The 13,206-nt window shown below is 66.3% G+C and carries 11 protein-coding genes; 5 read left to right on the top strand and 6 right to left on the bottom strand.

The window, feature by feature from the left end; translation table 11 throughout:
- Nucleotides 1-319: 319 nt before the first annotated feature.
- The 3 genes from GOSPT_RS21675 to GOSPT_RS21665 are packed head-to-tail and all read right to left on the bottom strand — an operon-like array spanning nt 320 to nt 2,485.
- Complete coding sequence (locus GOSPT_RS21675; protein ID WP_005209106.1) at nt 320-1,123, bottom strand: thiazole synthase; 804 nt, start codon at nt 1,121-1,123, stop codon at nt 320-322.
- Between the two features lies 1 nt (nt 1,124).
- Nucleotides 1,125-1,322 (bottom strand): sulfur carrier protein ThiS, encoded by a 198-nt coding sequence (thiS, locus tag GOSPT_RS21670; protein WP_005209103.1) that lies wholly within the window; start codon nt 1,320-1,322, stop codon nt 1,125-1,127.
- Entirely contained in the window at nt 1,319-2,485 is a 1,167-nt protein-coding gene (locus GOSPT_RS21665) for an FAD-dependent oxidoreductase (protein ID WP_005209101.1), read from the bottom strand. Before GOSPT_RS21665 ends, thiS begins: the two co-directional genes overlap by 4 nt.
- A gap of 163 nt (nt 2,486-2,648) precedes the next feature.
- Here GOSPT_RS21665 and thiE point away from each other — a divergent pair, with 163 nt between their 5' ends.
- Nucleotides 2,649-3,359, top strand: coding sequence for a thiamine phosphate synthase (gene thiE, locus GOSPT_RS21660; RefSeq protein ID WP_005209099.1), 711 nt, complete (start codon nt 2,649-2,651; stop codon nt 3,357-3,359).
- Between the two features lie 311 nt (nt 3,360-3,670).
- Nucleotides 3,671-4,054 (top strand): hypothetical protein, encoded by a 384-nt coding sequence (locus tag GOSPT_RS21655; RefSeq protein WP_039857013.1) that lies wholly within the window; start codon nt 3,671-3,673, stop codon nt 4,052-4,054.
- A 27-nt stretch (nt 4,055-4,081) separates the two neighbouring features.
- Here the strand turns inward: GOSPT_RS21655 and GOSPT_RS21650 are convergent, their stop codons facing one another.
- A complete protein-coding gene (locus GOSPT_RS21650) occupies nt 4,082-4,561 on the bottom strand; it encodes an NUDIX hydrolase (protein ID WP_005209096.1) in 480 nt (159 codons plus the stop codon).
- A 261-nt stretch (nt 4,562-4,822) separates the two neighbouring features.
- On the opposite strand from GOSPT_RS21650, the gene GOSPT_RS21645 reads away from it, so the two are divergent.
- From GOSPT_RS21645 to GOSPT_RS21635, 3 genes are read left to right on the top strand one after another with little or no spacing between them, the layout of a single operon-like run.
- Nucleotides 4,823-6,244 (top strand): GlnX family signal transduction membrane protein, encoded by a 1,422-nt coding sequence (locus GOSPT_RS21645; protein ID WP_005209094.1) that lies wholly within the window; start codon nt 4,823-4,825, stop codon nt 6,242-6,244.
- Nucleotides 6,241-7,242 (top strand): glutamate ABC transporter substrate-binding protein, encoded by a 1,002-nt coding sequence (locus GOSPT_RS21640; RefSeq protein ID WP_005209092.1) that lies wholly within the window; start codon nt 6,241-6,243, stop codon nt 7,240-7,242. The genes GOSPT_RS21645 and GOSPT_RS21640 overlap by 4 nt, the downstream gene beginning before the upstream one ends.
- 11 nt (nt 7,243-7,253) lie before the next feature.
- Complete coding sequence (locus tag GOSPT_RS21635; protein WP_005209090.1) at nt 7,254-9,761, top strand: serine/threonine-protein kinase; 2,508 nt, start codon at nt 7,254-7,256, stop codon at nt 9,759-9,761.
- A gap of 91 nt (nt 9,762-9,852) precedes the next feature.
- Here the strand turns inward: GOSPT_RS21635 and GOSPT_RS21630 are convergent, their stop codons facing one another.
- Together GOSPT_RS21630 and pta are read right to left on the bottom strand one after the other, a co-directional pair.
- Nucleotides 9,853-11,070 (bottom strand): acetate kinase, encoded by a 1,218-nt coding sequence (locus GOSPT_RS21630; protein WP_005209087.1) that lies wholly within the window; start codon nt 11,068-11,070, stop codon nt 9,853-9,855.
- The gene (gene pta / locus GOSPT_RS21625; protein WP_005209085.1) at nt 11,067-13,169 is read right to left on the bottom strand and encodes a phosphate acetyltransferase; all 2,103 of its coding nucleotides are present in this window, start codon (nt 13,167-13,169) and stop codon (nt 11,067-11,069) included. Before pta ends, GOSPT_RS21630 begins: the two co-directional genes overlap by 4 nt.
- Nucleotides 13,170-13,206 lie beyond the last annotated feature (37 nt).

Raw genomic sequence — 13,206 nt, 5'->3', positions numbered from 1 at the left:
ATCCGCGCCGTGAAACGCTACGTCGCCCGCGAACTGTTCTACGCCCTCAAAGCAGACCTCACCGCCTGGGACACCAACCAAAACAACCACGCCCACACCACTTGACGGACTATAGGAACGTCCACCGGCCAGTGATTTCGACTCGGCAACTCGCTCCGCTCGCGGCCGGCTCAATCAGCGGAAAAGGCCCACCCGCTCGTCGAGCTGAACCCCGCTGGTCCAGCTGTCCCCGCTGGTCGAGCGCTATCCGCCGGTCGAGCTTGTCGAGACCCGCTGGTGATTTCGACTCGGCAGCTCGCTGCGCTCGCGGCCGGCTCAATCAGCGGAGAGGGACCACCCGGCCCGGCGACGAGGCCTGCGCCCAGAAGCGCGTCGGGATGCGGCCCGCGCCGGCGGCGAGGCGGCCCGCCATCACCGCGTGGCGCATCGCGGCTGCCATGCGCTCCGGATCGTCGGCGCGGGTCACGGCCGACGCGAGCAGCACGCCGTCGCAACCGAGTTCCATTGCCCGCGCGGCGTCGCTAGCGGTCCCGATGCCGGCGTCGAGGATGATCGGCACCTGCGCCGATTCGACGATCATCTCGATGTTGTGGGGATTGGAGATCCCGAGACCGGTTCCGATCGGCGACCCGAGCGGCATCACCGCGGCGACGCCGAGGTCGGCGAGTCGTGCCGCGAGCACCGGATCGTCGTTGGTGTAGACGAGCACCGTGAAACCGTCGTCGACGAGTCGTCGTGCGGCGTCGATGAGTTCGATCGGGTCGGGCAGCAGCGTACGGTCGTCGGCGACCACCTCGAGTTTCACCCACGACGTCTCGACGGCCTCGCGTGCGAGTTGCGCCGTCAGCACCGCCTCCGCGGCGGTGTGGCTCCCGGCGGTGTTGGGTAGTACGTCGATCTTCAAGCGCCGCAACAGATCCAGCACCCCGGTCGTCGATCCCGCATCGATCCGCCGCATTGCGACGGTCGTCAGTTCGGTGCCCGAGGCGACGAGTGCCCGCTCGAGTACCGAGAGGTTCGCTGCACCACCGGTGCCCATGATGAGTCGGGAACCTAAGTGGCGGTCGGCAATTCGCAGTCCGCCCGAATCCTGTGTCGGCGTGTCCATTTCTGCTGAAACCATCTCAACCACCCTGCACAGCCGTGACGACCTCGACGACGGCGTCGGACGGAACAACCGTGTCCCATCGTCCACGCGGTACCACTGCCCCGTCGACGGCGACCGCGACGCCACGGTCGGGCAGTCCGAGACGTCGGACGAGCGCATCGACTGTCGGCTGTGCGTCCCACTCGTGACGCTCTCCGTTCACAGTGAAGCTCACCGTGCCTCCTCGTATCCGTACACGTCATCTTCGCGACCGACTTCTTGCTGAAAATCGTTGTGCTGCAACAGTTCCAGGACTCGCTGCGCGGTGTATGGCGCGAGGACGATCCCGTTGCGGCCATGCCCCGCCGCAACCACCACCCGCTCGTCGATACGACGGATCAGCGGCAGCCCGTCGTCCGAGCACGGACGGTATCCCACACCGACTTCGGCGAGTGTGTAGCTCGCGAGTCCCGGCATCACCGTGAGCGCGTCGTCGAGCAGGTCACGAACTCCCGCAACCTCTGCGCCCGGCTCATCGGATTCGTATTGTGTTGCGCCGACGACGATTCCGTCCGCGCGGGGTACCAAATACACCATGCGGCCATCGACTCTGGCACGCACGACGTGGCTCGGTGGCGGCACCGACCAGCGCGTGCGAGTCAGCCGCAGGATCTCGCCCTTCGCGACGTGAATGCGCGCGCCGGACCAGAGCTGCGGCACGCCTGCCCCGGCCGCGAGCAGCACTTGCCGACCCGCGACGTCGTCGAGGTCGGTGATCGTGTCGTTCCGCAGGTGTGCGCCGGCGTCCCGCAGTGCGCCGCGGAGCCGGGCGAGCAGCAGGCGATTGTCGACGGCCCCTTCGCCGAGTGCGACGAATCCGCCGCGCAGTCGTGAGGTCAGCGCGCCCTCCAACTCGCGGATGCCTGTGGGGCCGATCGCTCGGATCTCACGCCCGGCACCAAGCGCCGGCGCCCAGACCTTTTCGGCCAGACGCGTGAGATGTTCGAGATCGGTTGCCGTCGTCGCAACGAACAGGGAGTCGGCAGCGGTAGCGATCGTCTCGCGGGTGTCCTCTGTGCCGGCTTCTTCAGCACCCGAGCCCTCTACACCCGAACCCTCTGGACCGGAGCCCTCTCGGGACTCGTCGCCGAGGCGCGCCAACAGCGTCGGCCACTGCGCGACCGATGCCGACGTCGCGGCGAGCAGCGCTTCCTCGCCCGGCAGCCCCTCGCCGAGCGAACCGAGCATGCCGCCCGCGACGTGTGAGGCCCGCTGCTGAGGTCCGGCGTCGTGAACCACCACTCGCATGCCCGCGTCCGCCGCGGCGAGTGCGCTGGTCAGTCCGATGACTCCGCCGCCGACGACAGCGAGGTCGGGGGTGTCGATTGCAACCGTCAACTTCTCGAGATCCTTCCTTCGCCGGCATGACCCGGATCAGGTACGACGGTCAGCGGGGGCGTCCCGCACTCTCAGCCCGCCGATCCGCGGACTCCCGTGTCTGTCGAATCCACCTTACTGCGATACCTGCTTCCCCCTGACCCCTGCTTCCCCGACAAGGCGCATGGCTACGCTGGCGATCGTGACCGCCCACCACGCACGCGCCAAGCGACTGGAGTCCGCGACCCTCTATCTCTGCACCGACGCCCGACGCGAACGGGGTGACCTGGCCGAGTTCGTCGACGCTGCACTCGCGGGCGGCGTCGACATCGTGCAGTTGCGCGACAAGGGATCTGCGGGCGAAAAGCGCTTCGGAGCACTCGAGGCGCGTGAGGAGTTGGAGATCCTCGCTGTGCTGCGCGAGATCACCCAGTCACGCGGTGCCCTGCTCGCCGTCAACGACCGCGCCGACATCGCGGCGCTCGCCGGGGCCGATGTCCTGCATGTGGGTCAGGATGACCTTCCGCCTGCAGCGGCGCGTCGGATCGTCGGCAAGGATGTGCTCGTCGGTAAGTCGACCCATGATGTCGATCAGGCCGCAGCGGCCGAAGCGGATCCCGACGTCGACTATTTCTGTGTGGGCCCGTGCTGGCCGACGCCGACCAAGCCGGGGCGTCCGGCGCCCGGTCTCGACCTGGTGCGTGAGGTCGCGGCGAACGAATCCGCCGAGAACCCGCGTCGGCGCAAGCCGTGGTTCGCGATCGGCGGCGTCGACGCCGACCGACTCCCGGAGGTCACCGAGGCGGGCGCGCGGCGGATTGTCGTCGTGCGTGCGATCACGTCGGCGTCGGGCCCGTCTGCCGCAGCCTCGCAGTTGCGAGCCGGACTCACCTGACGCACCCCTGGGAGTTGCACGCAGGCGAAACCCACTTGCGTCACCTGGGGTGCGCAGCGATAAAGTGAACGTCACCATGTTGTGCGCACCGAGCCTCCTCGTAGCCCGCCGCAGCGGGGTCTAGCTTCGACCGACCCCCCGCTGCGGGGTCGTCGTGCGCTCGTCGGTCATCGAATCTTCGACCGAAATGACCTTCAGCGATGCACAACCTTCACTTTTCCCAGCCATGCTGTGACAGCAATGGCGCAGATCCTCTCTGGCAGCGGACCGGCCATGCACTCCCCAACGGAATCCGTCAGGAGGCAGCCGGCATGACCTGGCAGCAATTCGTCGACGAGTACACAACCAACGGTGCGATCCGACTCGGGTCGTGGACCGTCGCCCCGGCACCCGGCGACATGGTCGAATGCCGAGCAACCATCGCCTACGACGACCGGATCATGTCGATGACCGCGACGGCGGCCGGACCGGTCGGCGCGATGACCTCAATCCTTCACGACCTGGGAGTTTCTGTTCAGATCGTTCGGCTGCACCAGCGTCGACTCGACGATCGAAACGTCTCATTCCTGCTGTGCGAACACGATCGTCAGCAGTGCTGGGCGACGGGCGACGGCGACACCACTGCCGACGCGAACATCAATGCACTCATCGCGGGGGCCAACCGGCTGCTCGCGGGCAGCGACCTCCACTCCTGAAACCCCTGATCCCTCAGGCGCCTGAGCTCAATTCGTGGAGTCCAGCGTCGCGATGCGCTCACGAAGTCCCGGCCACGCGCTACCGAAGGCGGGATGCAGTGGCAGCGTCGCCACATGCGCCTCGGGTACCCACCGCAGTTCCGCCGATTCTCCGTTGGCCGTGGTGATGACCGGGTGTTGCGCGTCGGCGATCACCGTCGTGTAAGTCCAGCCGCCGACGGTGCGGTGCGTGACCAACGCGGCCACCACGGACACATCGTCGGGGGCGATGCCCGCTTCCTCGCCCGCTTCGCGGATCGCGGTGTCGACGGCACTCTCGTGCGAGTCGCGTGCACCGCCGGGCAGACCCCAGGTACCGCCCTGATGCGACCATGCCGCGCGGTGTTGGAGAAGTATCCCGACCTCACCGTCGGGAAGCGGCGCCCGCAGCAGCAACCCTGCCGCGCCGTGCAGCCCCCAGTACCTCGCACCGTCGTCGAGAACCCAACCGTCACCGTCGCCGCGCACTGCGCCTCCTGCTCGTCCCCGCGCCCTGGAATGCTCTCCGAAAGCCTCTCCGAAAGCCCCGTGCCTCCAACTTAGGTGAACTCCGATCGCGGTGGCACTCGCTCGCCCCGACTCGCACTCGCTGCACCCCCGCACCATGGGCGTCGCGGACTAGGGTGGAAACGGACTCGACGTGGCGTGCGACATACCCAGAGAGAGCAGGTAACACTCGCTACAGACCGATGCAGAGGGGAGTGAGACGGTGACCGGCGATGCATCCCCGTGCGGGCTGTGCTGACCCGCGCAGGGCGGACCGTACGCCCGGCCACGACATCGCCCCCGCTTCGCGAGGTACTCAGCGATCGACGTGAATTGGTCGCGTCGGCACGTGCGGCGGCGCAATCACCGTTCTCCTCGCTGCGGCACTACGCCAAGACGACGCCCGGAAAGCTGATCCTGCTGTGCTTCGTCGTCGCGGTCACCGCACTCGGAACCGGGTGGTATGCCTCGACGACGCTGAACAACCGCACTCATCAGTTGCAGACGATCATCGACCGCTCCGAACCGTTGTCGGAGGCGGCTCAGGTTCTCTACAGTTCACTCTCGATCGCCGACGCCGCGGCCAACTCGGCGTTCATCTCCGGCGGGCCCGAGAACCCGCAACTGCGTCAGCGATACTCCGACGCACTGGCGACGGCGTCGTCGTCTCTGCTGGTGACCGCGGGTAGCGACACCGGTCCCGGCGCGGATGCGTCTGCGGGAGCCAGGGCACTGAATTCCGACCTCGAGGTTCTCACCACGACCATCCCCGTCTACAGCGGATTGGTCGAGACCGCGCGCACCAACAATCGGTTGGGCAATCCGGTCGGATCGGCGTATCTCGGTCAGGCGTCGGCGCTCATGCAGGACCGGATTCTGCCCGCGGCGCAGCGGGTATACGAGCGTCGCTCGCTTGCCATTGCCGATCCGCAGAGTGCACTGACAACGCCGCCGTGGGGGGTGTACGCCGCGCTGCTGATCCTGGCGATCATGCTGATCGGGACATCGCGCTACCTGGCACGACGCACCCGACGCCGCTTCAACGTCGGGATCGTGGCAGCACTGGTCGCGATCATCGGTGGACTGATCTGGCTGCTCACGTCGGGGCTGCTGTCGGTGGCGGCAACCAGTTCCGCCAAGGACGACGGCGCGACGCCGCTGCGTGAACTGACCGAGGCCCGCATCCTCACCCAGCAGGCACGTTCGGCCGAGACCCTGTCGCTACTACGACGCGGCGATCAGTCCGGCCTGCAGGACACGTTCGAGCAGGCGACCACCCGGATCGGCATGGTGTTGGACACCCTCGACAGAGACGGCGGGTCGTCGGGGTCGTTGAGCAGCGACCAGATCACGTCGCTGCGTGCCGCGCTCGACCAATGGAAGAAGACCGACGCGCAGGTGCGTGACGCGATGACCTCCGGAGACTTCACGCAGGCGCGGGCCATGACCGTTGGTTCGTCGCCGCAAAGCTCCGAGACCAGCTACAACGCCGTCGACTCCGCCCTGGTGAACGCGATCACGACCACACGGACGTCGTTCCGCGACGACATCAACACCGCGCAGCGGGTTTTGGGCTTCACCGGAAACGGCATTCTCGCGTTGTCGATCTTCGCGACCGTCGCGCTGATCCTGGGGATGATCCCGCGTATCCGGGAGTACCGATGACAGCGCGCACCAGAGCCTCGGCGAGGACAGTGATCGCGTTCGTCGCGATCGCGCTGGGCGTCGTGCTGCTTGCGGGGTGCCTCAGCTTTCCGGCACCCGAGTCGCCGGGACCGAGTGCGACCGCGCAGACACCCGAGCCGCTCGGGGCGAACTTCGACGTCGCCAAGGAAGCGCCACCGAACTCGTCGTCGTGTGACGCGACGCAGAGCTTGCGGCCGGCGGCAGAACAACCTCAACCCGCGCAGATGCCGCCGGGCAGCACCATGGACGCGATCTTCCGTCGCGGCAGACTGATCGTCGGCACCGACATCGGTTCCAACCTGTTCAGTTTCCGCGACCCGATCACGGGCGATATCCAGGGATTCGACGTCGACCTCGCACACGAGATCTCCCGCGCGATCTTCAACGACCCCAACCGCATCGAGTTCCGGGTACTGAGTTCGGGCGAGCGCATGGACGCCCTGCGCAATCAAGAGGTCGACGTCGTCGTGAAGACGATGAGCATCACGTGCGATCGCCTACGCGAGATCAGCTTCTCGTCGCCGTATTACGTTGCATCCCAACGCATTCTGTCGCTACGCGGATCAGGTATCACCGGGCCGGAACAACTCGCCGACAAGCGGGTGTGCGCGGCGCGGGGCACCACGTCGATCGGCCGCATGCAGCAGATCGAACCCCATGCGAAGATGGTCACCACCACGACCTGGGCCGATTGCCTTGTCATGCTGCAGCAGTCACAGGTCGACGCCGTGAGCACCGACGACGCTGTTCTTGCCGGTCTGGCGACTCAGGATCCGTGGGCACAGGTCGTCGGGCCGAGCCTCGGTCAGGAGAACTACGGAGTCGGCATGCCCGTCGGACACGACGACATGGTGCGCTTCGTCAACGGCACCATCGCCGAGATTCGCGCGTCCGGCCGGTGGCAGGAGATGTACGACAAGTGGCTGTCCATCCTCGGGCCCGGATACGGACCGCCCCAACCCACGTACCGCGATTGAGGCGACGCGAGATGCCACGAAGTGACAAGCACAGCGCAACGCCGGCCGCGGAAGTCGAGCGTGACGCCACCACCGACGCGACCAACGGCAGCGCCGACCGTGCCGATCTCGACGTCGGAACCCAACGTGCCGATCTCGCCGACCTCGACGTCGGGACCCAGCGTGCCGATCTGGCGGCCCTCGACGTCGGCACGCAGCGGGCGGATTTCGCTGCGACGCAGGCGACTCCGAGCATCGGGATGCGCGACGAGTCGACGGGTCCGGTCACTCCTGCACGTGCACTCGATCCCAACGAAGCGCTGGTCTCGGTCGGGCAGACGCGCAGACTCGTGCCGCGTCGTCGGCCGCGAGTGCACGACCGTCGACTCGGCTCGGGGCTCGTCGAACTGCCCAAGGTCACCGACATCGAGCCGCAGGACGCGGTGCTCGATTCTCCGGTCATCGCCGAGGGCAAGCGCAACTGCTGGCGCTGCGGACGCCCCGTCGGCCGCTCGTCGGGAGCCGGTGCAGGCGCACTGACCGGGGAGTGTCCCCACTGTGGTGCGCGCTATTCGTTCGTTCCGGGACTCGCGAAGGGCACGCTCGTCGCGGGCCAGTACGAGATCGCCGGCGCCATCGCCCACGGTGGACTCGGCTGGATCTACCTCGCGATCGACCGCAACGTCTCCGACCGACCCGTCGTCCTCAAGGGTCTGCTCAACTCGTCGGACTCCGAAGCACAGCAGGTCGCTCTGGCCGAGCGACAGTTCCTCGCCTCGGTGAACCATCCCGGCATCGTTAAGATCTACAACTTCGTCGAGCACGTCACCGACTTCGGCGAGCGGTTCGGCTACATCGTGATGGAGTACATCGGCGGCCGAACACTCAAGCAGATCACCGGCGAGGGTGATGAGGGCAACGGAGCCGGCTCCGACCACCTGCTGACCGTCGAACAGGCCATCGCGTACATGCTCGAGGTGCTTCCCGCTGTCGGGTATCTGCATTCGGTCGGGCTGGTCTACAACGACGTCAAACCCGACAACATCATGGTCGGCAGCGATGAGGTGAAGCTCATCGACCTCGGCGCCGTCTCGCCGGTCAACGGCTACGGACATCTGTACGGCACACCGGGTTTACAGGCCCCGGAGATCGTGCAGACCGGCCCGCAGGTCGTCACAGACATCTACAGCATCGGACGCACCCTTGCGGCGCTGACCGTCGACATGCCGATGAGCGACGGCCGGTACGTCGACGGTCTACCCGACCCCGACGACACCCCGGTGTTTCGCGACAATCCGTCGTTCTACAAGCTCTTGCAACGTGCGACGGCACCCGATCCCGACGACCGCTTCTCTTCCGCGGAGGAGATGACGACGCAGTTGCTCAACGTGCTGCGCGAGACCGTCGCCGTGCACACCGGTGTGCCACGGCCATCGCTGTCGACGGTGTTCACGCCGCAGCGTTCGACGTTCGGCACCGAGTTGATGCTCGCCCCCGTCGACGGCTTCTTCGATCCCGACCTCGCGGCCTTCTACGACCCGGTCGACATGGCACGCGCGCTGCCGGTGCCACTCGTCGATCCTACCGATCCCGCTGCGGGACTACTCAATTCGGCGGCGCTGAGCGATCCGAGGCAGACACTCGACTCCATCCACGCGGCACGGGCGGAGGGATTCCGCTCGCTGCTCGGACAGCCGACGTCTGCGGCGCATCCGTCGCTGGAGATCGATCTCGCGGAGGCGCGGGCGCACCTCGAACTCGACGACGTCGACACAGCGCTCGAGTTGCTGCGCGATGTGTCTGTGCAACACGGGGATTCGTGGCGCGTGCAGTGGTACATGGGAATCTGCTCGCTGATGAACGATGAGCCCGAACTGGCGTACGGCTGGTTCGACGCCGTGCTGCAGGCGATGCCGGGCGAGGTGGCCCCGAAGCTCGCGGTTGCGGGTACCGCCGAGCTCATCGGCCGTTGGCTCTCGGACGAATCCGATCCGTCCGAGGGTTCCGTCGACCGCATCACCGACATGTATCACGTTGCGGCACAGAACTATCACGACCTCTGGCTGACCGACCACAGCATCGTCACGGCAGCGTTCGGAATGGCGCGCCTCGCCGTTGCCCGCGGCGATTACGACGCAGCGATCGAGCCCCTCGACGAGGTACCCGCGACGAGCCGACATTTCAACACCGCACGCGCGACGGCGGTCATCGCCCTCGTACACGGACGCGACCCGGCGCAGGTGCGCAAGGATCAGCTCGTCGAGGCGGCCAAGCGTATGGAGGCCATGCCCGACAGCGAGCCGCGCAAGCAGCGGCTACAACTGATCGTTCTCGGCACCGCACTCGGCTGGGTGCACAACCACCCCGACGACAAGGGAGAACCCGCGTGGCTCTTGGGTTTTCCGTTCACCGAGCAGGGCCTGCGCACCGGAACCGAGAGGTCGCTTCGCCACCTCGCGCGGCAGACGCGCACCAACCGCGACCACCGGTTCCTTCTCGTCGACCTCGCGAACTACGTGCGGCCCTGGTCGCTGTTTTAACTCAGCCGCTGTTTTGACTCAGCCGCTGTTGTAACTCAGTCCTGTTTTGACTCAGTCGCTGTGGTAACTCAGTCCTGTTGTGACTCAGTCGCTACTGGGGCTGCTCGCCGCGGGCGACGGCTGAGGCCTGGCGGGCGATGGCCAGCTCTTCGTTGGTCGGTACGACCAGCACGTCGATCGCGCTCGAGTCGGCTGAGATGCGTCGAGCCTGCTTGTTACGCACGGAGTTTCGCTCGTCGTCGATGACGATCCCGTAATTCTCCAGACCGGCCAGCGCGTCGCGTCGCACGTTGTCGGCGTTCTCGCCGACACCCGCGGTGAAGGTGATCGCGTCGACCTTGCCCAGTTCGATCATGTAGGCCCCGATGTAGCGGCGCAGGCGGTGGATATAGACCTTGTACGCACGCTTGGCGTTGTCGTCGCCGCTGTCCATCCGCGAGGTGATGGTGCGAAAGTCGTTGTCGCCGCACAGACCCTTGAGTCCGGAGTTCTTGTTGAGCAGGGTGTCGAGTTGATCGTTGGAGAGCTTGGCGACGCGGCTCAGGTGCAGCAGTACGCCGGGGTCGATGTCGCCGCTTCTGGTGCCCATCACCAAACCTTCCAGCGGCGTCATACCCATGCTGGTGTCGATCGGTTCGCCGTGTGCGATCGCCGACGCCGACGCACCGTTACCCAGGTGCAGCACGATCTGGTTCAGATTCGCATAGTCGCGACCGAGGAACTCCGCGGCCTTGCCCGAGACGTACTGATGACTCGTACCGTGAAAGCCGTAGCGCCGCACCGCATGTAGGTGTGCGACCCCACGGTCGATGGCGTACGTTGCGGCTTCGTCGGGCAGGTCGTGGAAGAACGCGGTGTCGAATACGGCGACCGACGGGACGTCGGGAAGTTTCTTTCGTGCCACCTCGATACCCGCGAGGTTCGCCTTGTTGTGCAGGGGCGCAAGGGTGGAGATCCGCGAGATCTCCGACACCACCTCATCGGTGACGAGCGTCGGGTGGAAGAAGCTACGGCCACCGTGCACGACTCGGTGTCCGACGGCGCTGAGACCCGCCGTCGCGAGATCGGTTCCCGACTCCGTGAACATCTCCGACGCCGCGTCGAGTGCGGCCGAGATGTCGTGCAGCGGCTCGGTGCGCGTCGACTTCTCGCCGTTCTGCTCGTGGGTTATCGACGACTCGTCCTCACCGATCCGCTCGGCTATCCCCTCGGCGATGACCTCTGCCGTGTCCGGGTGTAGCAGTTGATATTTCAACGACGACGACCCGGCGTTGAGCACCAACACTGCACCTTCGGTGGATGAACTCATCGGCCTGACTCCTGTGCGTCGATGTTCTGGGCCTGGATGGCGGTGATGGCGACGGTGTTCACGATGTCGGAGACCAGCGCGCCACGGGAGAGGTCGTTGATGGGGCGTCGAAGTCCCTGCAGCACAGGGCCGATCGCGACAGCACCCGCACTGCGCTGAACGGCCTTGTAAGTGTTGTTGCCGGTATTGAGGTCGGGGAAGATCAGTACCGTCGCCCGGCCTGCGACCTCGGAGTCGGGCATCTTGGTCGCCGCGACGCTCGGCTCAACCGCGGCGTCGTACTGGATGGGACCCTCGACGGAGAGCTCCGGAGCCCGTTCGTGGACGAGATCCGTTGCGACGCGCACCTTGTCGACGTCGGCGCCGGTACCCGAGCGCCCCGTCGAGTAGGAGAGCATCGCAACTCGCGGGGAGATACCGAACGCGGATGCCGTTGCGGCGGAGGAGATCGCGATGTCGGCGAGCTCGGTGGCGGTCGGATCGGGCACGATGGCGCAGTCGCCGTAGGTGAGCACCTTGTCGGGAAGGCACATGAAGAAGACACTCGAGACCGTCGAGACCCCCGGGACCGTCTTGATGATCTCGAACGCCGGCCGGATCGTGTGCGCGGTGGTATGCGCTGCGCCGGAGACCATTCCGTCGGCGCGGCCCGTATGCACGAGCATCGTGCCGAAGTACGAGACGTCGCGCATCCGCTCCTGGGCGTGCTCGAAATCCATGCCCTTGTGCTTGCGGAGTTCTGCGTAGGTGTGCGCGAATTCGTCTGTCAGCTCGGAGTTGTCGGGATCGATGAGTTCGACGCCGTCGAGGTCGACTCCGAGGTCGCTCGCGCGGGCCGTCACCGATTCGGGGTTGCCGAGGATGATCAGTTCCACGACTCCGCGGCGTAGCAATTGCCCTGCGGCACGCAGGATTCGGTCGTCGCTGCCCTCGGGAAGCACGATGCGCTTGAGATCCGACCGCGCGCGGGTGATCAACCCGTACTCGAACATCTGCGGGGTGACGACCTCCGACGGCTTGACGTCGAGCACCTTGATCAGTTCCTCGGGCTCCACGTACTGCTCCATGAGTCCGAGCGCCGCGTCGATCTTGCGAGCCGATCCGATCGCGATGCGTCCGCGGGTGTCGGCGGCGATGCGTGCGGTGTCGTAGGTGCCCTGTTCACAGGTGATGACCGGAAGCTTGGACTTCAATCCGCTGACGAGAGCGTCGATCATCGGATGCGGTTTGAGACCGCCATTGAGGATGATGCCGGTCAGTCGCGGAAAGCCTTGCGCGGCATTGGCATTCACCAACGAGAGCAGGACGTCGGAGCGATCGGCCGGGGTGATCACCACCATGCCCTCGGTGAGTCGCTCGAGGATGTGCTCCGCGGTCATGCCGCCGACCATCACCCGAAGTGCTTCGCGGTCGAGGAGTTCCGGGTCGCCGCTGTACATCTCGGCGCCCAACGACTTCTTGAGCTCGGCCATCGTCGGCGCGAAGAGCACGGGCAGCTCCGGCAGACACCAGCACGGAACGTCGAGTTTGGCCAGTGCGGCACCGATATCGTTCATGTGCTCGGGATCGCAGCGGTTGGCGACGATGGCCGCGGTGGTCGCGTGCATCGCGGCGATCTCGGTGCGCAGGTGCTCGGCGAGGTCGCGCACCTCGGTGGGTGTTCGGTCGAGTGCCTTGAGCGCCAGGATGATCGGAGCCGAGAGGTTGGCCGCGATGCGTGCGTTGTACGTGAGCTCCGACGGGTTGCCGACGTCGGTGTAGTCCGATCCGACGATGACGACGGCGTCGCACTGCGATTCGACGGCGTGGAAGCGCGCGACGATGTCGGCGATGGAGCCGCTCGGGTCGGCGTGTACCTGGTCGTAGGTGACGCCGATGGCTTCGTCGTAGCTGATGTCCGCCGAGGTGTGTTCGAGCAGGAGGTCGAGGAGGTAGTCACGCTCGCCGTGAACGGCCCGAGAGATGGGTCGGAACACGCCGACCCTGCCGCCGGTCGCCGTCAGGAGCGACAGCACACCGAGCGCCACCGCAGACTTTCCGGTCTCCGCTTCCGCGGACACGATGTAGATCTTCGTTGCGCTCACAGCGTCGGGCGACATAGTGGTCAGCGTAGTTGGTGCCACCACCGCGCGTCGC

It is taken from the genome of Gordonia sputi NBRC 100414, assembly GCF_000248055.1.
Classification (GTDB): Bacteria; Actinomycetota; Actinomycetes; order Mycobacteriales; family Mycobacteriaceae; genus Gordonia; species Gordonia sputi.
Note: the sequence above shows the minus strand (reverse complement) of the source record. Positions and strands in the feature narration are given on the sequence as shown.

Bases quoted from the DNA above. Each gene is read 5' to 3' on its own strand.
- GOSPT_RS21675 (WP_005209106.1), bottom strand. From the start codon at position 1,123: ATGGTTTCAGCAGAAATGGACACGCCGACACAGGATTCGGGCGGACTG.
- thiE (WP_005209099.1), top strand. From the start codon at position 2,649: ATGGCTACGCTGGCGATCGTGACCGCCCACCACGCACGCGCCAAGCGA.
- GOSPT_RS21655 (WP_039857013.1), top strand. From the start codon at position 3,671: ATGACCTGGCAGCAATTCGTCGACGAGTACACAACCAACGGTGCGATC.
- GOSPT_RS21640 (WP_005209092.1), top strand. From the start codon at position 6,241: ATGACAGCGCGCACCAGAGCCTCGGCGAGGACAGTGATCGCGTTCGTC.
- GOSPT_RS21635 (WP_005209090.1), top strand. From the start codon at position 7,254: ATGCCACGAAGTGACAAGCACAGCGCAACGCCGGCCGCGGAAGTCGAG.
- GOSPT_RS21630 (WP_005209087.1), bottom strand. From the start codon at position 11,070: ATGAGTTCATCCACCGAAGGTGCAGTGTTGGTGCTCAACGCCGGGTCG.
- pta (WP_005209085.1), bottom strand. From the start codon at position 13,169: ATGTCGCCCGACGCTGTGAGCGCAACGAAGATCTACATCGTGTCCGCG.